The organism is Marinimicrobium hydrolyticum (assembly GCF_030848505.1).
GTDB lineage: Bacteria > Pseudomonadota > Gammaproteobacteria > Pseudomonadales > Cellvibrionaceae > JAVDDU01.
Genome location: NZ_JAVDDU010000010.1, coordinates 107,596 through 127,061, shown reverse-complemented (window position 1 = coordinate 127,061; position 19,466 = coordinate 107,596). Strand labels below are relative to the sequence as shown.

21 protein-coding genes are annotated in these 19,466 nt (G+C 55.5%); all 21 read left to right on the top strand.

The window, feature by feature from the left end:
• Positions 1-16 precede the first annotated feature (16 nt).
• The 21 genes from RBH33_RS15375 (at position 17) to RBH33_RS15275 (ending at position 19,460) form a co-directional block, all read left to right on the top strand.
• A complete protein-coding gene (locus RBH33_RS15375; RefSeq protein ID WP_306733100.1) occupies positions 17-844 on the top strand; it encodes a flagellar assembly protein FliH in 828 nt (275 codons plus the stop codon).
• On the top strand, positions 841-2,250 hold the full coding sequence (fliI, locus tag RBH33_RS15370; protein ID WP_373568277.1) for a flagellar protein export ATPase FliI: 1,410 nt from the start codon (positions 841-843) through the stop codon (positions 2,248-2,250). Before RBH33_RS15375 ends, fliI begins: the two co-directional genes overlap by 4 nt.
• Positions 2,251-2,304: 54 nt before the next feature.
• Complete coding sequence (fliJ, locus tag RBH33_RS15365) at positions 2,305-2,748, top strand: flagellar export protein FliJ (protein ID WP_306733099.1); 444 nt, start codon at positions 2,305-2,307, stop codon at positions 2,746-2,748.
• 113 nt (positions 2,749-2,861) lie between these two features.
• Complete coding sequence (locus RBH33_RS15360) at positions 2,862-3,167, top strand: STAS domain-containing protein (protein WP_306733098.1); 306 nt, start codon at positions 2,862-2,864, stop codon at positions 3,165-3,167.
• 39 nt (positions 3,168-3,206) lie between these two features.
• On the top strand, positions 3,207-4,919 hold the full coding sequence (locus tag RBH33_RS15355) for an ATP-binding SpoIIE family protein phosphatase (RefSeq protein ID WP_306733097.1): 1,713 nt from the start codon (positions 3,207-3,209) through the stop codon (positions 4,917-4,919).
• 37 nt (positions 4,920-4,956) lie between these two features.
• Positions 4,957-5,301, top strand: coding sequence for an Hpt domain-containing protein (locus RBH33_RS15350; RefSeq protein WP_306733096.1), 345 nt, complete (start codon positions 4,957-4,959; stop codon positions 5,299-5,301).
• 114 nt (positions 5,302-5,415) lie between these two features.
• Positions 5,416-6,738: a flagellar hook-length control protein FliK gene (locus RBH33_RS15345; protein WP_306733095.1), complete on the top strand. Its 1,323-nt coding sequence runs from the start codon at positions 5,416-5,418 to the stop codon at positions 6,736-6,738.
• A gap of 228 nt (positions 6,739-6,966) precedes the next feature.
• Entirely contained in the window at positions 6,967-7,506 is a 540-nt protein-coding gene (locus RBH33_RS15340; protein ID WP_306733094.1) for a flagellar basal body-associated FliL family protein, read from the top strand.
• 18 nt (positions 7,507-7,524) lie between these two features.
• A complete protein-coding gene (gene fliM, locus RBH33_RS15335; protein WP_306733093.1) occupies positions 7,525-8,538 on the top strand; it encodes a flagellar motor switch protein FliM in 1,014 nt (337 codons plus the stop codon).
• Between the two features lie 55 nt (positions 8,539-8,593).
• The gene (gene fliN, locus RBH33_RS15330) at positions 8,594-8,947 is read left to right on the top strand and encodes a flagellar motor switch protein FliN (RefSeq protein ID WP_373568280.1); all 354 of its coding nucleotides are present in this window, start codon (positions 8,594-8,596) and stop codon (positions 8,945-8,947) included.
• A 54-nt stretch (positions 8,948-9,001) separates the two neighbouring features.
• The gene (gene fliO / locus RBH33_RS15325) at positions 9,002-9,448 is read left to right on the top strand and encodes a flagellar biosynthetic protein FliO (protein ID WP_306733092.1); all 447 of its coding nucleotides are present in this window, start codon (positions 9,002-9,004) and stop codon (positions 9,446-9,448) included.
• A gap of 15 nt (positions 9,449-9,463) precedes the next feature.
• On the top strand, positions 9,464-10,300 hold the full coding sequence (gene fliP / locus RBH33_RS15320) for a flagellar type III secretion system pore protein FliP (protein ID WP_373568279.1): 837 nt from the start codon (positions 9,464-9,466) through the stop codon (positions 10,298-10,300).
• A gap of 12 nt (positions 10,301-10,312) precedes the next feature.
• Positions 10,313-10,582 carry a flagellar biosynthetic protein FliQ gene (locus tag RBH33_RS15315; RefSeq protein WP_306733091.1) on the top strand — a complete coding sequence of 90 codons (270 nt, stop codon included), beginning with the start codon at positions 10,313-10,315 and terminating at the stop codon, positions 10,580-10,582.
• A gap of 14 nt (positions 10,583-10,596) precedes the next feature.
• Positions 10,597-11,382 carry a flagellar biosynthetic protein FliR gene (fliR, locus tag RBH33_RS15310; protein WP_306733090.1) on the top strand — a complete coding sequence of 262 codons (786 nt, stop codon included), beginning with the start codon at positions 10,597-10,599 and terminating at the stop codon, positions 11,380-11,382.
• Positions 11,382-12,518, top strand: coding sequence for a flagellar biosynthesis protein FlhB (gene flhB / locus RBH33_RS15305; protein ID WP_306733089.1), 1,137 nt, complete (start codon positions 11,382-11,384; stop codon positions 12,516-12,518). The genes fliR and flhB overlap by 1 nt, the downstream gene beginning before the upstream one ends.
• Before the next feature lie 103 nt (positions 12,519-12,621).
• A complete protein-coding gene (gene flhA, locus RBH33_RS15300; protein WP_306733088.1) occupies positions 12,622-14,841 on the top strand; it encodes a flagellar biosynthesis protein FlhA in 2,220 nt (739 codons plus the stop codon).
• A 66-nt stretch (positions 14,842-14,907) separates the two neighbouring features.
• The gene (flhF, locus tag RBH33_RS15295) at positions 14,908-16,281 is read left to right on the top strand and encodes a flagellar biosynthesis GTPase FlhF (RefSeq protein ID WP_306733087.1); all 1,374 of its coding nucleotides are present in this window, start codon (positions 14,908-14,910) and stop codon (positions 16,279-16,281) included.
• A 36-nt stretch (positions 16,282-16,317) separates the two neighbouring features.
• Complete coding sequence (locus RBH33_RS15290) at positions 16,318-17,145, top strand: MinD/ParA family protein (RefSeq protein ID WP_306733086.1); 828 nt, start codon at positions 16,318-16,320, stop codon at positions 17,143-17,145.
• A 141-nt stretch (positions 17,146-17,286) separates the two neighbouring features.
• Positions 17,287-18,033 (top strand): RNA polymerase sigma factor FliA, encoded by a 747-nt coding sequence (locus RBH33_RS15285; RefSeq protein WP_473752982.1) that lies wholly within the window; start codon positions 17,287-17,289, stop codon positions 18,031-18,033.
• Positions 18,034-18,195: 162 nt separating this feature from the next.
• Complete coding sequence (gene cheY / locus RBH33_RS15280) at positions 18,196-18,579, top strand: chemotaxis response regulator CheY (protein ID WP_306733085.1); 384 nt, start codon at positions 18,196-18,198, stop codon at positions 18,577-18,579.
• A gap of 80 nt (positions 18,580-18,659) precedes the next feature.
• Positions 18,660-19,460: a protein phosphatase CheZ gene (locus RBH33_RS15275; protein ID WP_306733084.1), complete on the top strand. Its 801-nt coding sequence runs from the start codon at positions 18,660-18,662 to the stop codon at positions 19,458-19,460.
• Positions 19,461-19,466: the final 6 nt, after the last annotated feature.

The window sequence follows — 19,466 nt, the reverse complement described above, 5'->3', positions numbered from 1 at the left end:
CGCGGGTGATGTGTCCATGACGGAAAAGAAAAATCTCGCCAACCGCATTCCCGAAAGTGACATCGCCGACTATCGGCGCTGGAACCTGCCTTTGATTGACGATAAAGGCCAGGTTCTGCCCAGCGCCGAGCGCGAGGCGGCGGCACGGAAGGCGGCAGAACAAAAAAAGCGTGGCGAGCGCGTCGAGGACGTTAACTATAAGGGCGAGCTCACCTCTGGCATGAGCGCCAGCGAACTGGAAAAAATCGTCGAGTCGGCGGAGCGCGAAGGGTTTGAACAGGGCCGCCAGGCTGGCTACGAAAAAGGCATGGCCGAAGGCTATGAGGCTGGCCGCGAGCAGGGCCTGATGGAAAAACGCCAAGAGCTGGCCGCTGAACAACAACGCTTCCAACATTTGGCTGAATCCTTGCTAAAACCCATTGATGAGCAGGATGCGGAACTGGAGCAGTTGTTGCTCAATACCGTCTGTACACTGACTCGGAGCTTGGTGCACCGGGAGCTGCTCACCGATTCCAGCCACATTCTTACCTTGGTTAAATCCGCCGTCGCGGCCTTGCCCCAGGGCGCCAAAAATCTCCGCCTCTACCTAAATCCAGACGATCTGGCCGTGGTGGAGGCCTACGCCGAAGAACAGCAGTTGGATTGGCAGTTTTTTGCCGATGCGTCATTGGTGCCCGGTGGCTGCCGGGTGGAAACCCGCGAGAGTCGAGTCGACTACTCGGTGGAGAACTGCCTTAAGCAACAGCTGGAAGCTTTTGTGAATCACCAGTTAAGTGGTGAGGAAGACGGTCAAGAGGACGATGCTGAATTTGGTTCCGACACACAGGCGGGACAGCAGCCTTGAATGACCGGCGTACTCCAAAGCAACGCCTCAGCGCTTACCGCTTGGGCTCGGTCGTGGCGCCACCGATCCCAGAATCGGAAGGTCGTCTGACCCGCTCTGTGGGGCTGACATTGGAAGCGGTGGGCTTGAATGTTTCAGTTGGCCGTCAGTGTCACGTCATTAACAAAGACGGCCGCATTGTCGAAGCTGAGGTGGTTGGCTTCGCTGGCGAAGTTGTCTACCTGATGCCCGTCAAACGGGTGGAAGGGCTCGAGCCAGGTGCCCGAGTGGTGCCCGTGGCGGGACATCAGGGCATGCGTATCGGCCCTCAGCTGCTCGGCCGGGTAGTGAACGGGTTGGGGCAACCGCTGGACAGTGCCGGTCCTCTGGTCGGCGACGACTTTTTGGATTTCGAGCCCGAAGATATCAACCCCCTTAAACGCCACCCCATCAGCGAACCGCTGGATGTGGGTATTCGCGCCATCAATGCTCTGATTACCGTCGGCCGAGGCCAGCGCATGGGCCTATTTGCCGGTAGTGGTGTGGGTAAGAGTGTGCTCATGGGCATGATGACCAAGTACACCACCGCTGATGTAGTGGTGGTGGGGTTGGTGGGAGAGCGCGGGCGAGAGGTTAAAGAATTTATCGATCATATTCTGGGCCCCGAGGGCTTGTCCCGTGCCGCCGTAGTGGCGTCGCCCGCCGACGATGCGCCCCTGATGCGCCTGCGCGCCGCCCAGCTGACCAGCCGGATTGCTGAATACTATCGCGATCAGGGGCTGAACGTATTGTTGCTGATGGACTCGTTGACCCGTTTCGCTCAGGCGCAGCGGGAAATCTCTCTGGCCATCGGGGAGCCACCGGCCACCAAGGGGTATCCGCCCTCAGTGTTTGCGAAGATTCCTCAGTTGGTTGAGCGTGCTGGCAATGCGGAGCAGGGAGAGGGATCCATTACGGCGTTTTATACAGTGCTGTCGGAGGGGGACGATATGCAAGACCCTATCGCCGATGCTTCTCGCGCCATTTTGGATGGACACATTGTGTTGTCCCGGCAGTTGGCGGAAGAGGGCATTTACCCCGCCATCGATGTGGAGGCATCCATCAGCCGAGCCATGCCCAATATTGTTGATCAACAGCAGCTTGGGCTAATGCAGCGCTTCAAACAACTGCTGTCCCGTTACCAACAAAACCGGGACTTGATTGCCATTGGCGCCTACAGCCCGGGAGCCGACCCCGAAACAGATGCGGCCATTGAGCGCTTCCCCCATTTAAGAGCCTTTATTCAACAAGGGCTTGATCAACCAGTGCCCATTGCCGAAAGCATTACTCATTTGCGAACACTGCTTGAACCGAACGCCAATGCCAACACCAAGGCTCGAGGTCCGCTCGCGGCCCAACACCGCAGTGCGGCCAAGCCCACGGGTTAACGCGGTAAACCAAACACCCCGCTAGCTCAGACAATAATGTAAGAGGTGCCAAACATGGCCCGTTCGGAACGAATGCGCGCCGTACTGATCCTCGCCGAGCGAGCGGAACAGGAGGCCGCCCGTGAGTTTGAAGCGTGTCGGGAAAGAACGCTGGCAGAACAGCAGCAACTGGAGCAGCTGCAGCTTTACCGCGAACAATACGTACAGGAATATCAAAGCCGCCGCGAGGGTGTACACCCCTCCGAGTTGATCAGTTACAGTGGTTTTATTCAGCGCTTGGCGGCTGTGTTAACTGAGCAGGAAAAAAAGTTGCAGCACGTGCAACAATTACTTCAGCAGTGCCAGCAACAATGGCAGCAAATGCATCGTCGCAAACAATCCATTCAGGAATTGATTGCACGCTTAAAGAAAGAAGAAAACGCCGCCCTTGAGCAAAAGCTGCAGCGCGAGTTGGATGAATTATCATCTCAACAGCACTGGCATAGGCGCGAGACATAATCCAGTTCCGCTCGGGGCTGAACTGGCTCTAGGGTTTCTGCTGCGAATACGCTATGCTAATGGGGTCCCCCGCAGGGGGCGGCTACGGAAATGGACGACGGATGAGACACATTATGGCGATTACTTCTTCAGTATCACCCGATGGCAACACTCTAACGCTTTACATTCAAGGTCGCTTTGATTTTGGCGCCCACCAGGAATTTCGTGCGTCCTATGAACAGCTGGAAGAGGAACCATCGCTCTATAGAGTCGATATGAAAGACACCAACTATCTGGACAGTTCTGCTCTGGGCATGCTGCTCTTGTTACGCGATCATGCCGGCGGTGATGACGCTAACATTGAGATTCTCAATTGCAGCCCGGATGTCAAAAAGATCCTGACCATTTCAAATTTTGAGCAGCTGTTCGACATTAAATAGTGTTGCTGTCCTCATTTGACCGCTGAAGGGATCTCGTTTATGACGGACAAGCACCGGCTCACCATATTGGTGGCCGACGACACCGACACCGATCGCTTGATATTAACGTCCATTGTGGAAAGCGAGGGCCACAGAGTACTGAGCGCTCGGGATGGCATCGAAGCGGTTGATATCTTTACCCGTGAGCGGCCAGACTTGGTTTTGCTGGATGCGCTTATGCCGCGCCTGGATGGATTTGGCGCGGCGCGTAAAATTAAGGCTTTAGCTGGCGAAGAGCTGGTCCCCATTATTTTCCTTACCTCCCTCACCGATACTGAGTCGCTGGTTCAATGCCTGGACGCGGGCGGTGATGATTTTCTCTCCAAGCCCTATAACCGAGTGATTCTCCAGGCCAAGATAAAGTCCTTCTATCGCATGCGAGAGCTGCACAGCACCATGCTTGAGCAGCGCAACCAAATTGCTCTGCATAACGAACACTTTATGCAGGAGCAAACGGTCGCCAAGCAGGTGTTCGACAATATCGCGCACAGCGGCTGCCTGGACGCCAATAACGTCAAATACTATTTGTCTTCTCTGGCCATTTTTAACGGCGACATCATGTTGGCCGCCATGCGTCCCTCCGGCAGTATGATGGTGCTTTTAGGCGACTTCACCGGCCACGGTTTGCCGGCCGCTGTGGGCGCCATGCCATTGGCGTCGGTCTTTTATGGCATGGTACCGAAAGGTTTTGCCATGACCGATATCCTCCGGGAAATGAACAGCAAACTTAAAACCATACTGCCCGTAGGGATTTTTTGCTGCGCCACCATGGTGGACATTAATTTCCGTAAGCAGGAGATGCGGGTGTGGAACGGCGGTTTGCCGGAGTGCTTTATCTATCGGGGCGATACGCTCGCTTACGAACCGATCGTGTCCCGACATCTTCCGTTGGGGGTCTTATCTGACAAGGATTTTCGCGACGATTGCATCACCTTTCCCATGGCGTTGGGAGATCGTTTGTACATCTGGTCCGACGGCATTCATGAGGCGCGCAATCCCGAAGGTGACATGTTCGGCGAGGAGCGGTTGCAAGCGGTCTTTGATCACAACACCCGTCCGGAGCGTTTGTACGATGAAATTCTTGACCGGGTGCAGAATTTTATTGGCCAAGGCGAACGGAATGACGATCTGTCCCTGATCGAAATACTTATGGCGGAGCCCCAACACGTCAACGCAGTGGCGGCGGAAGCCGAACGGCGCAACCAATCCACGCTCGCTGAGTGGGGCATGAGTTTTGACATTCAGCCCGCCAGCTTTCGAATGTTTGACCCTTTACCGCTACTGTTAAATATCCTGGTGGAAGTCCCCGGTTTGAGGGGCCACAGTGGCACGCTTTACACCATTATTTCTGAACTTTATTCTAATGCCCTGGAACACGGGATTCTGGCGCTGGACTCCAGTTTAAAGGAGACACAGGATGGGTTTACCAATTACTACCAGCAGCGTCAGGAACGGCTCAATGAAGTAAGTACGGGTTTTGTTCGCCTGCATCTGCATCACTGCACCACCGATGAGGGGGGCACCTTGACGATTCGTGTCGAGGATAGTGGCCCCGGATTTACCGGCGCTAAAAGTCAGGTGCGGGAAGAGCCGGGCGCCAATCGTTATGGGGGCCGGGGGGTCGCGCTGGTCGATAAACTGTGCGATGCTGTCCGCTACCTGGGCGAGGGCAACGAAGTCGAAGCTGTGTTTTCCTGGCGCAATGACGAGTGAAGATCCAGCGGATGCTGGCTGGTGAGAGGCGACACCTATGAACTCTGAGAATCACCTGGACCGCGAGGTTCTGCAAACCCTCCAGGAAATTATGGGCGACGAGTTTCCCGTTTTAATTACCACCTTTATTAACGATTCCGACGAGCGTATCCGTAGCCTGCAAAAAGCGTTGGCCACCCAAAATAGTGATGCTCTGCAGCGTTCCGCGCACAGTTTCAAAGGCAGTTGCCACAACCTAGGCGCCAAGTATTTGGCGACCCTGTGTGAGCATATGGAGCATCGGGGCCGGGAAGGTGAGTTGGAAGGCCTCGAATGCCACTTAGTGGATATCCAGCAGGAGTTCTCCCAAATTAAAAGCATCCTGCGCAGTTTTACTGGCTAAGCGTCCGGCTCTTGTCGGGAATTGGCACCCTCCTTGCACTAATCACTCCAGACCTTTGTACTTGGTATAAGAGCGGCAATGGCTTGCCGCCCATACTCTGGAGTTTGTACTTTCATGCCCAGTTCTTCTGAAGTCAGTCCTCTGTTATCGCTTAATCTGCGTGGCCCATCCGAAGCGCGCGAATTGAAACCGGCGCGAGACACCGCTAACCAGGAATTCCGCCGATTGTTGGAGCAGCCGCAAAGCCCTCCGCAAAACCCGCGTTCCAAAGCCCGTTCTGCGCCCGACGCGCGTGCTGGCCAAGAGCGGTCTGTGGAGGCAGCCCAAGCGCGTGCGCCAGCTCGCTCAAGCGATCACCCAGCTAACGCCCAGGCCCCAAAATCCGCCGTTCAGGCGCCCAAGCCAGCGGAAAGTCAAAACAATACGACATTACCACCTGACGGGTATGACGGCGACATTGCTCTCGCCGCCCCCGTTGAGCTGGACCTGCCGAACGTCGTCTTAGACAGCACCTCCTTAGAGGACCTTCTACAAGGGCTTCTGCAGTGGATAGAAGAGGAAGGGCTGGAGGTACTCGATACCGAAGAGGGCCAAGAACAGCTGCACGCACTTCTCTCTCAACTGGGGCTGGACGTTCCGGAAGAACACATGCCTGGACTGGCGGCTCAGATCGGCGCTATTTTACGGACGCATGCGGACCAGACACAACGAGGCCAAGCGGGGGACAGCGAACTTATGGCCCGCTTTAAAGCGGCGCTGACACCCCAGCAGCCCAACTCCGGAGATCTTAAGATGAGCCGCGAGAACGCCGAATTGGATGTCAGCAAATTGGGTGACAAATTGGACTTTGGCCAAGTGATGAAGGCCTCCACCAAGGGCGAAATCGATATTCAGGCGATGGTGAAGGCAGACGGAGCAACACCTAGGGGTGAGTCCACCCCAATGATACAAACTTTGCTGGGGGCAGAGCCTGGTGCCAGAGGCGCACAACTCCAGCCGGGGGAACGCAGTTTTGTAGTGCAGCCAGAAGTGCGTGTGCCGGTGGGCGAGCCCCGGTGGGGGCAGGCCGTGGGCGAGCGTGTTTTGTGGTTAGCCTCCCAGAACATTCAATCGGCGGAGCTGCGTCTGGACCCGCCAGATCTGGGCCCCGTGCAGGTTCGAGTAGCGATCCAGAACGATCAGGTCACGGTGACCTTTACCAGTAACCAAATCGCCGTGCGGGAAGCGCTGGACCAGAGCGCTCAACGGCTCAGAGACATGTTCAGTGAGCAGGGCCTAAATCTGGGGGATGTGAATGTGTCCGATCAGTCTGAAGGCCGAGAGTTTGCCCAAGGTGACCAAAGAGGAGGGCGGGGCGACTCCGACAACCCGGACGATGACTTGCCCCCCACCCCGACCAGAACAATGAGTCTGCATCTTGTGGATAGCTACGTGTAAACATACCTCCGCATCAACCCTTATACGTGCCCGGCTCCTTCCTTGGCCGGGCACGTCAGCGCTTTACCTCTTCTTTCGTTAACTCTCTCTCCTTAGGCGAGGCGCCGTTCGATGCGTCTGACGTCAATCTGTCCTACACTTGGGTCGCAATCGCCCGGCGCCATATTACGGTCATGGCACGGGTATTGCTCAACCCCCATTAATCAGAAAAATTGACGGACTTTTGACATGGCCGACCTAGACGACGACCAGGAGCTAACCGAAGAAGAGCGGGCCGCTGCGCAGCAGCAGGCCGCTAAGCGTAAAAAACGCCTTATTTACATCGGGGCAGGGGCCACTGTACTGGTGCTGGCCCTGGCTGGAATCTTGGCTTGGGTCTTCCTGGCCGCAACACTTGACGAGGAAGCCCTGGCGGCACGAGAGGCTCAACGTCCAGAGGCCGCTGCTCAACGGGCGATTTACTACCCGTTGGCCGAGCGCTTCACCATTAACTACGACGTGCGTGGCCGGCAGCGTTTCTTGCAGGTGGAGGTCACCTTGATGCTTCGGGACGACGCCGCAGTACGGGGCATAGAAACCCATATGCCGAGAATTCGGAACGATTTGGTCATGCTGTTTAGCGGCCAGGTATTTGAAGATCTGCAAACGCCCGAAGGTAAGGAGCTTCTGCGTCAAGACGCCCTACGTCAGGTGCAGAATGTGTTGGAACAGGAAATTGGCAGGCCCGCCGTGGAGCAGGTTCTGTTTACCAGTTTCGTAATGCAATGATCGCAAAGGTAGCCGCCGGTGCAAGACTTACTCTCACAAGATGAAATTGATGCGCTACTTCACGGCGTCGACGAAGGTGATATAGATACCGACGACGACCTGGAGGCGGATTCGGTCAAGGCTTATGACCTTACCAGTCAAGATCGCATCGTGCGTGGGCGCATGCCCACTCTGGAAATGATTAACGAGCGCTTTGCCCGCTATACCCGCATCAGCATGTTCAACATGTTGCGTCGTACCGCTGATGTGGCGGTGGGTGGTATCCAGATTCAAAAGTTTGGCGAATACGTGCACACCCTGTATGTGCCCACCAGCCTCAACATGGTTAAGTTTCGCCCCTTACGCGGTACGGCTCTGATTATTCTGGATGCGCGTTTGGTGTTCAAACTGGTGGACAATTTTTTTGGCGGCGATGGCCGTCACGCCAAAATCGAAGGGCGAGAGTTTACGCCCACAGAACTGCGCGTCGTACAGATGGTGTTGGACCAGGTGTTTATCGATTTGGCAGAGGCTTGGAAAGCGGTCTTACCGATCAAGTTTGAATACGTCAACTCTGAGGTGAATCCGTCCCTCGCCAACATCGTCAGCCCCAGTGAAGTGGTAGTGGTCAGTACCTTTCATGTGGAGCTGGATGGCGGTGGTGGTGATATGCACATCACTGTGCCTTATTCCATGATTGAGCCCATTCGTGAAGTTCTGGACTCAGGTCTGCAAAGTGACAGTGACGATGTGGATGAGCGCTGGGTGCGGGCGCTGCGTGAAGACGTACTGGCCGCAAAAGTGGATTTGGAATGCGATGTGGTGCGTCGAGATATCACCCTTAGAGACATTGTGAACTTGAAGACGGGTGATGTTATTCCCGTGGAAATGCCGGAATACCATGTGGTAACCGCCAACGGCGTGCCCATGTTCCGTACCCATCTGGGGCAGCACCAGGGCAACCTGGCCCTTAAAGTTAAGGGTTTTATTGATCACAGCAACGCCTACAACATAACGGCGACCGAAGGGGGTGGCAAAAGTGGCGAACGATAACGATAAAGACGGGACTATCGATCAGGACGATATGGCAGACGATTGGGCGGCGGCCATGGAAGAGCAATTGGAAACTGAGTCTGACGCTCCGGGTGGTGTGAGCGCCGCACCGCTGGACGAGTTGGATGATGACGAGCGGCCCAACACCAACCCTGAGTTGGATGTCATTCTGGATATTCCCGTGTCCATTTCCATGGAAGTGGGGCGTACCTCCATTACCATCCGCAACTTGTTGCAGTTGAATCAGGGCTCGGTTATAGAACTGGATCGCCTGGCCGGGGAGCCGCTGGATGTGTTGGTAAACGGCACTTTGATTGCCCATGGCGAAGTGGTTGTGGTGAATGAAAAATTCGGTATTCGTATGACCGATGTCATCAGTCCCGCCGAACGCATCAAAAAGCTTCGCTGACGGCGCTGCCCGCGCCTCAGCAGGCTCGTACAATACGTTTTTTTGGAGTTCGGAATGCCACACTTCCTGCGCGGCCGCTTGCATCTGCTAACCCTCATTGCACTCGCCTTTCCCTTGTGGGCGAACGCCGAGAGCGCAAAACCTGACACCCCTGTAGTAGGCACCAGTGCCCACTTACTCAATATGACCTTGGGCTTATTGCTGATTGTTGGGCTGATTCTGGGCCTGGCGTGGTTACTGCGGCGCTTCGGTCAAAGCAGTATGTTCAGTCATCAAAAAGCCATAAAAATAGTCGCCGCCATGGCCCTCGGCACGCGTGAGCGACTGGTGGTGGTGGATGTGGGCGGCCAGCAAATTCTTTTGGGCGTCACGGCTCGGGAAATCAACACACTGCATGTGTTTGAAGAGCCGGTTATCGACCCAGGTCAGGCAGCGCCCCCGTCAGATTTCAGTCGTAAGTTGATGGCCGTGCTGCAGAAAAAAGACGGCGGGGATAGGTAGTTTCCAGTGAATTTTATCATAAATAAATTTCCCCAAAGCGTCGCCCCACGCTGGTTGATATGCCTGGGTCTGCTGCTGGTGTTAAGTCTGGTCAACGCGCCCACTTGGGCACAGGAAGATGCCGAGCCGGGCGCACTCGCCACGCAAGTGAATGCCACCGGCTTACCCGCGATTCCCGGTTTGCCTGCGTTGACGGTAACCACCGAGCCAGACGGCACGCAGCAATACACCGTGACGCTGCAGATTTTGGCCATCATGACGGCGCTGACGTTTTTGCCGGCGCTGTTGTTGATGATGACCTCGTTTACCCGAATCATTATCGTGTTCGCGATACTGCGTCAGGCGTTGGGCCTGCAGCAGTCGCCCTCGAATCAGATTTTGATCGGATTGTCCCTGTTTTTGACACTGTTCATTATGCAGCCGGTGATCACAACCGTAAATGAAAATGCCCTGCAACCCTACATCAATGAACAAATCACGGCGCAAGAGGCGCTGGCCCAAACCGCAGAGCCGTTTCACAACTTTATGCTGAGCCAAACTCGGGAATCGGACATCGCCCTGTTTGTGGGGATCGCCGGCAACCCAGTACTTAATGGGCCTGAAGATATCCCCTTTAGTATCTTGGTGCCTGCCTTTGTAACCAGTGAGCTGAAAACCGCGTTTCAAATTGGCTTTCTGATTTTTATTCCTTTTTTGGTCATCGATATTGTGGTCGCCAGTGTTCTGATGGCCATGGGTATGATGATGCTCTCGCCACTGATCATCTCCCTGCCGTTTAAGATCATGTTGTTTGTTTTGGTGGATGGGTGGGCCATGATTATCGGCACCCTAGCAGCCAGTTTCGGCGTTTAGCGGAGGCACACTATGACCCCCGAACTCATCATGGATATCTTCGCTGACGCATTGATGCTTACTGTATTAATGCTGATGGTAATTGTTGGTCCCGGCCTGGTGGTTGGTTTGATTGTGAGTATGTTTCAGGCCGCCACCCAAATTAACGAACAGACTTTGAGTTTTCTGCCTCGATTGCTGGTAACTCTGGCCAGCATCATGGTGGCTGGCCCCTGGTTGTTGCGAGAATTCATGGATCTGTTTGACCGCTTGTACACCAACGTGCCCTACCTAATCGGGTAGGGCGGAGCTTCGGCATGCAAGAACTGGTGGTGAGTGAACAGCAACTGATGCAGTTCATTGGTCAATACATTTGGCCCATGCTGCGCATCAGTGGATTGTTTCTGGCCATGCCGGTGATCGGTGCGCAAACCATTCCCGCCCGTACGCGCGTGGTCCTGGCTTTCTTCACCACCTTGTTGGTGGCACCACTGCTGCCGCCACCGCCGGATGTTCTGTTGATCTCGGTCGAAGCCATGTCAATGATTGTCCGGGAGCTGCTGATTGGTATCGCCATTGGTTTTATCTTCCAGGTGGTGATGCATGTGTTTGTACTGGCGGGGCAGTTTGTCGCCATGAAAATGGGCCTCGGTTTTGCGGCCATGAACGACCCTGCAACCGGGGTCAATGTGACGATTCTGTCCCAGTTCTACCTGTTGCTGGCGACACTGCTGTTCTTAAGCGTCAACGGTCATCTAATGGTGATTGATTTTCTGATGCAGAGCTTCGGCACTTTTCCCATTGGCGGTCCCGGGTTGGGTTTTGACAGTTTTGTTCACATCGCGCATTTGGGTTCTTGGATGTTCCGCGCCGCCTTAGCGATAGCGCTACCGATTTTTACGGCCGTGCTGGTGGTCAATATGGCGTTTGGAGCCATGAACCGATCCGCACCGCAGATGAACGTGTTTACGGTGGGTTTTCCATTAACCCTGATTTTTGGCATTTTTGTGATGTGGGTGAGCCTGTCGGTATTTTTGTCCAGTTTTGAACTGGTCATGCAAGAGGGCTTTACCACCGCACGTGAGATCCTGAGGCTGCCCTAATGGCTGAAGAGAACGAAAACGGCCAGGAAAAAACGGAAGAGGCGACGCCCCGAAAAAAAGAAAAGGCGCGTGACGACGGCCAAATTCCCCGATCCCGGGAACTGACCACCAGTGCCATCTTGATTCTGGGGACTTTCTCCCTCTACTTTTTTGGCACCTACATGAGTGGCCAGTTATTGGCGATTGGCCGGCATAACTTTGATCTTAGCCGGGATGTGGTTTTTAACACCTCGTCTATGGTCGAGCATTTGGTGGCTTCCGGCTACCACGGCTTGCTGAGCATGTTGCCACTGTTCGGCGTGCTTTTGGTGGCCTCGATCATCGGGCCTATATCGCTCGGCGGGTGGCTCTTGAGCGCCAAAGCCATGGCGCCAAAAGCGAGCCGTTTGAATCCCATCGCGGGGCTCAAGCGCATGTTTTCCAAAAAATCACTTATGGAGTTGGGCAAGTCCATCGGCAAAGTGTTATTGATTTTGGGTGCGGCGCTTGTGGTGTTGGCGATTCAGCGTCAGGAAATACTTCGCCTGTCCGATATGGAAACCACCGCTGGCGTGATCTACGCACTGAAACTAGGTGCCTACGGGGCCATCGCTATGGCGGCGGTGACGATTTTTATCGCCATGATCGATATTCCTATTCAAATTTCGGAGCACGCCAAAAAACTGAAGATGTCCCGCCAAGACGTTAAAGACGAGATGAAGGACACCGAAGGTAAGCCTGAGGTGAAAAGTCGTATCCGTCAGTTACAACGGGAGATGGCTCAGCGCCGCATGATGGCCGATGTGCCCAAGGCGGATGTGGTGATTACCAACCCGACCCACTATGCGGTGGCTTTGAGCTACGACCCGGACACCATGGGGACGCCCATTCTGTTGGCCAAAGGTGGCGATCACACCGCCATGAAGATCCGCGAGATCGCCAAGGCACACAATATCGAGATCATTGAATCTCCGGTATTGGCGCGGGCGGTGTACTACACCACGGAAGTGGAGCAGGAGATTCCCTCTGGCTTGTACATGGCCGTGGCTCAGGTGCTCGCCTACGTATTCCAGTTGCGCAGCTATCGTCGGGGGCAGGGTGAGCGCCCGGCGTACCCGCGCAATGTTAAAGTCCCTCCAGATATGCGTTTCGATTAACCCCTGGCCAGCGCCGAGCATAAATTTTTGTTCGGCACGCAAATAGGTACGGTTCTTGCGAGTGATGCCCAAAGCATTCTAAAACGTCAAGAAATCGTCCGTTATGGCATTACCCAATTTCCGCCAGTTAAACAACGTTGATCGCCGGGCCCTGTTCCGGGAGATCCGCGGTGCTGGTTTGGGCAACATGGGTATCCCGCTGCTGCTGATTATGTTGCTGGGCATGATGGTCATGCCCATGCCGACCTTTTTGTTGGATGCACTTTTCTCCTTCAACATTGCCCTGTCCATGGTGGTTTTGCTGGTGGGTGTGTACGCCATGCGTCCCCTGGACTTTGCGGCCTTCCCGACCATCCTGTTGATCGCCACACTGTTGCGCCTGGCCCTTAACGTCGCCTCTACTCGTGTGGTACTGCTCAATGGCCACGAAGGTGGTGATGCGGCAGGAAAGGTGATTCAAAGCTTTGGTGAAGTGGTGATCGGCGGTAACTACGCCGTTGGTCTGGTGGTCTTTTTGATCTTGATGATCATCAACTTTGTGGTGGTTACCAAAGGTGCGGGACGTATTTCTGAAGTGAGCGCGCGTTTTACCCTGGATGCCATGCCCGGTAAACAGATGGCCATTGATGCCGATCTCAATGCCGGCCTGATCAATCAGGATGAAGCGCGGACCCGACGCCAGGACGTGGCCAGCGAAGCCGACTTCTACGGGGCCATGGACGGTGCCAGTAAGTTTGTGCGCGGTGATGCCATTGCCGGTATTTTGATTCTCGTCATCAATATCATCGGCGGGCTCGTCATCGGTATGGTTCAGCACGATCTTGAATTCCAGCAAGCGCTGGAGAACTACATTCTACTCACCATTGGTGATGGCCTGGTGGCTCAGATTCCCTCGCTTTTGCTGTCCACTTCCGCCGCCATATTGGTAACCCGGGTTAACAGCGCTGAGGACATGCGTCAGCAAGTTATCGGGCAGATGTTCTCATCGCCCAGGGCTTTGGCCATTGCCGCCGGCATTCTATTGTTGATGGGCTCCATTCCGGGAATGCCTCACGTGGCCTTCCTGGGCTTGGGGCTTCTGTGTGCGGCTCTGGCTTACTACATCTATTGGCGTCAGCAGCAGCCGGAAGCGGTAGAGGAACGAAAGAGCGAATTTATTCCTTCCAGTAGCCGCAGCGGTGGCGAGTCGGTGTCCGCACCTCAACCATCCGCTGGCGCCAGCCGCCCGCAAGCGCAACTGCCTCCCTCTACCGAATCCGCCGAGTTGGGCTGGGACGACGTCCAGCCGGTGGATGTCATTGGTCTGGAAGTGGGCTACCGGTTGATTCCATTGGTGGATAACACTCAGGGCGGTGAGCTACTTGGCCGTATCAAAGGTGTACGCAAAAAACTGTCCCAGGAAATGGGCTTCTTGATTCCCTCGGTACATATTCGGGACAACCTGGAGCTGACGCCTAACGGTTACCGGATAAGCCTGATGGGCGTGGCCGTGGCCGAAGCGGAAGTCTATCCAGATCGGGAAATGGCCATCAATCCCGGCCAGGTGTTCGGTGAGCTGGAGGGTGTAAAAACCAAGGACCCCGCCTTTGGGCTGGACGCAGTCTGGATTAACGCTGGTCAGAAAGAGCAAGCGCAGACGCTCGGCTACACCGTGGTGGACGCGAGTACCGTGGTGGCCACCCATCTCAATCAAATTCTGCAGCAGCACACCTGGGAGCTACTGGGGCACGAAGACGTTCAGAAGTTGCTGGACATGCTGGCGAAAACCTCGCCCAAACTGGTGGAAGAACTGGTGCCGAATACCATCAGCATCAATGTGTTGTTGAAGGTGTTGCAGAACTTGTTGCGGGAGCGGGTGCCGATTCGGGATATGCGCTCCATCGCCGAAGCTTTGGCGGCCAGTGGTGGTAAGAGTCAAGATCCCGCCGCACTTACGGCTATGGCGCGGGTGGCCCTGGCCCGCCAGATCGTACAGAACATCGTGGGTTCCGAGCCAAATGTGCCGGTGATCACCCTGGATCCAGAACTGGAACAGATATTGCTGGGTACTGTTCAACAAGCACAAAAATCTGGCGTCGATGACAGTGCATTTATCGAACCCAGTCTGGCCGAGCGGCTGCAGCGCTCCTTGATCACTGCGGCGCAGAAGCAGGAAATGGCAGGTAAGCCGCTGGTGCTGTTGGTCGCCGCGCCGCTGCGAATGATGCTCTCGCGCTTCGCTCGCCACAGCGTCCCAGACATGCAGGTATTGGCTTACACCGAGATACCGGAAACCAAACAAATAACCATCGATGCCACTGTCGGGGCGGACAAGAATCAATAACCACCCGGAGCCATCATCTCACAGGCACGGACCGTGACCTGATTAAAGAGAACCGAGGAGAGAGACATGCAGGTAAAACGTTTTCTAGCGGCGGATATGCGGCGCGCCTTGGAGATGGTGCGGCAGGAGTTGGGGCCGGATGCCATCATCTTGTCCAGCAACCGAACCAAAGACGGTGTGGAAATTTTGACCACCAAACAAGCGGCTCCGCCTCTTGCGCAAGAGCGCGCTCCGTCCCAAGCCTTAGACAGCGAAAACGACCTCAATCCCGTCACCTCAGGCCAGCAGCGGGTGGAAGCGATTGAGCAAGCCCGTCAAAGACAAATGGCCACCCGCGCCGCTCAGGAGTCCGCGGATGAGTTTCTGCGTGCGAACCAACGGGTAAACGCCGGCATTCCGCGGCGCACAGCGGTTAACGATGCAATGCCCATGTCCGCCCCCAAGCCGGGCTCCGCAGCGGACCGTTACGGTCTGAAAGACTTGCCGGAATCCGCGCGAGCCAAATCGGACCAGACCGAGCTAAGCCAGCTGCAAACCGAAATGGCAGAAATGCGCTTGTTGCTTGAAGAACAATTGTCCCAAATGCTGGGCGCCCAGGGCACCCCCGGTACACCAGTCATGGCCAGTGTTGGGCGCCGGCTGGAACGCCTGGGTTTGCCGAAAGAGATCACCACCCGGGTGCTGCACGGTTGCAAACGGCCGGACAGCTTGGGGCATAGTTGGTCAGACGCCCTGGCCACCTTATCGCAACAGTTGCCGGTGGATGCCAGCGACCAAGTCAGCCGAGGCGGCGTTTATGCGTTGGTGGGACCAACCGGCGCAGGCAAAACCACGACCATTGGTAAATTGGCCGCTCGTTATGTCATGGAGCACGGCCCACGTGAAGTGGCTCTGGTGACCACCGACAGTCATCGTATCGGGGCCCAGGATCAGTTGCGCGCTCTGGCCCGAATTCTGCGCGTACCCGTGCGCGTGGTGGATGAGAACAACTCCCTCGAATCCGTTCTTTTTAGCCTGCGACGCTGCCGCTTGGTGCTGGTGGATACCGCCGGTTTCAATCACGGTGATCCCCGCCTGGCCGAGCAAATGCAAACCCTGGCTCAGCAGCCCCAAGTGACTCCGCTGTTGGTGCTGTCTTGCAACAGCCATCCGCAAATGCTGCGCGCCTCCGTACACGCTTATGGCGGTAACGCCTTGCAGGGCTGTATTTTTACTAAACTGGATGAAACGGCGAGCCTGGGAGAAGCCCTGGGGCTTGCCATGCAGAGCGGTCTGCCGATCGTCTATACTACCGATGGGCAGGATATACCCAGGGATATCGATGTTGCCCGCGCCCACACGCTGGTAGCCAAAGCGGCTGCCTTACTGAAAAGCGCTCCCACCGCTCACGCTCGGACTGGTACCGAAACGGGCTGGCCGAAGGTCGCCGAGTCCGTATAAACGGCCCGGCAGGGGAGTTGAGGAGTTGAATTACACATGAGTCAAATGCGACCGGTACAGGTAATCGCGGTTTCTGGCGGTAAGGGCGGAGTCGGGAAGAGTAATATTTCCGTGAACTTGAGCCTGGCCCTGGCCCAGCTGCGCCGCCGGGTAGTTCTGCTGGACGCCGACCTGGGTTTGGCCAACGTGGACGTTCTGCTCGGCCTCAAAGCCCGACACACCTTGGCCGACGTATTGGCCGGCACTCATACCTTGAGAGAAATTCTGGTTAATGGCCCCGGCGGTATAAAAATTGTACCGGCAGCCTCCGGTGTGCCACACATGGCGGCACTGGGCGCGCGCGAACACGCCGGTTTGATTAACGCCTTCAGCGAACTGGGTGAACAGGTGGACACCCTAATAGTGGACACCGCCGCTGGCATCTCCGATACCGTCATTAGCTTCGTCCGTGCCGCCAATGAAGTGCTGGTTGTGGTGTGCGACGAACCTTCGTCCATTACGGATGCCTACGCTCTGATTAAGGTTCTGAATAGAGAGCACGAAGGCCAGCGGTTTCGCGTCGTGGCTAACATGACCCGCAACCCGCAAGAAGGCCGCTCCATGTTCCATAAACTGAATACCGTGTGCGAACGCTTTTTGGATGTTACGCTCCAGTATGTCGGCAACGTGCCTTTTGATGAAAACGTGCGCAAAGCCGTGCAAAAACAGACCGCTTTACTGGAGTACGCTCCTAACTGTAAAGCCTCTCAGGCTATCCGTGAGCTGGCCAAGGTAGTGGATCAATGGCCGCTGCCGAGTGCTCCGAGTGGCCGCCTGGAATTTTTTATCGAACGATTGCTGCAAGCCAGCACTCGTCCAGCTTAAACATGACGCGGTGCAGGAAGGCGCCGCTTCTGGCCAAGGGTCAGCGCGAGTCTTTCAAAGACGACCATCCAACAGATCAGGATGATCTTGCTAGATGGCTAAGTAAAAAACGCAGCCCTGCATGTCAGAGGTAACTAAAAAATGGCCGCAGTCACCGGATTAGCCATGTACGATAAGACCCAACAAATTGGCAATGGGATCCGCATCGAAGACCACGCGTCTTTGGTGAAGCGCATTGCCTATCATATGATGCTGCGCATGCCCGCCAGTGTGCAGGTGGATGATTTGATTCAGGCCGGCATGATTGGTTTGTTGGAAGCGGCTCAGAAGTACGACGCCTCACGCGGAGCGAGCTTTGAAACCTACGCGGGCATTCGTATTCGCGGTGCTATTGTCGATGAGATGCGCCGTGGTGATTGGGCGCCGCGCTCCGTGCACCGCAACGCCCGCCGCGTCGCCGATGCCATGTCCGCCGTGGAAGGCCGAACCGGCCGTGACGCCCAGGATGCGGAAATCGCGGCGGAACTCGGCGTGGAGCTGGACGAGTACTTTGCTATGTTGAGGGACGCCAGCGCCAGCCGCCTGTTCAGTTACGAAGAAACCTTCGGTGATGACGAACAGCGGATGGAGGTGGCTGGCTCCGGTGGCGAATACGCGAGTCCCTTAGAGAATATTCAGCGCGATTCCCTCAAGCAATCCGTCGCTCAGGCGATAACCCAGTTGCCTGAGCGGGAGCAAATGGTTCTGGCGCTGTACTATGATGAAGAGCTCAACCTGAAAGAAATTGGCCAAATATTGGGCGTTAGTGAGTCCAGGGTCAGTCAAATACACAGCCAAGCCGCCTTGCGGTTGCGCAACCGACTGTCTGATTGGCAGAACAATAATTGACCAAAATGACGATTGCAGGTAGTTTGCCCGCCTGATCTGAACCATTTTCTCCCCGAAGCTCCGCGCTCCGGCCCGGTCCTGCTAAACTGGAAGCAGGTAAAGTTATAATTAGGGCTGGATTAAGCCCCTAACAAAGTCCCGCCAGTTACGACGGAGGTTGCATTGGATAAAAACATGAAGATCCTGATTGTCGACGACTTTTCGACAATGCGAAGGATCATAAAAAACCTGCTTAGAGACCTGGGTTTTTCCAACACCCATGAGGCGGATGACGGTGTGACAGCGTTACCCATGCTGCGTAGTGGCGACTACGATTTTCTGATTACCGACTGGAATATGCCCGGTATGACGGGTATCGATTTGCTGCGAGCGGTGCGTGCCGATGACAAGCTCGGTGCGCTGCCGGTGTTGATGGTCACCGCCGAGGCCAAGCGCGATCAGATTATCGAAGCGGCGCAGGCAGGTGTGAACGGCTATGTGGTCAAGCCCTTCACTGCGCAAGCTTTGAAAGAGAAGATTGAAAAGATTTTTGAACGGGTGGGTTAACCGGCCGCTTTGTTGCCGCGCGACAGGCCGGGCTTTCGGCCAGCTTCCGACTCGATCATAACAATCAAAAAGGCTAAGTAATGGCGTCACAAACCCAGCTGCACGAAAACGAGGAATTCATCGCCGAGTTAAAAGAGTGCACCAAACTGTTGGTTGAAAAGCTTCAGGGGGACCGCTACGAAGAGGCGTCCCAAATGATTCATGCCATGACTGAGGCGCGTGACCGACACATCTTCCAGTCCGTCGGTCGCCTCACCCGGGGACTCCACGACGCAATAGTAAACTTCAACGTTGACGGCGATCTCAGCCGAGAGCCCCCCAACATCGAGCATTCGGAAATGCGCGATGCCTCCAACCGTCTGACATACGTCATAGATCTGACTCAGAAAGCTGCCGAGAAAACCATGGATATGGTTGAAGAAGCTGCGCCCATTGCCATGGATATGGGGCAAGAGGCCGCCGCATTGAGCACCGAGTGGGCAAGACTCAAGTCCCGCGATATGAGTGCTGACGAGTTTCGCGCGCTCTACGCCCGCATGGATCAGTTCTTCGAGCAGATGGTCACCGGCACTGATCAACTGAGTAAAAACCTTCAGGAAATCATCCTTGAACAGGGTTTTCAGGACCTGACCGGCCAGGTACTGAAGCGAGTGATCGGTTTGATCAGCGAGGTGGAGCAAGATCTAGTGAGCTTGGTGCGCATCGCTGGACAGGTAGAAGAGGTTACAGGTTTATCGGGTTATGCCGATAAAGAGAGTCAGCCCAAGCAAAAACGTCAAACGACGGCTGCTGAAGGCCCCCAAATTAACGCCAAAGAGCGTGCTGATGTGGTTTCCGGGCAAGACGAAGTGGACGACTTACTGTCCAGTCTCGGATTTTAGAGGAAG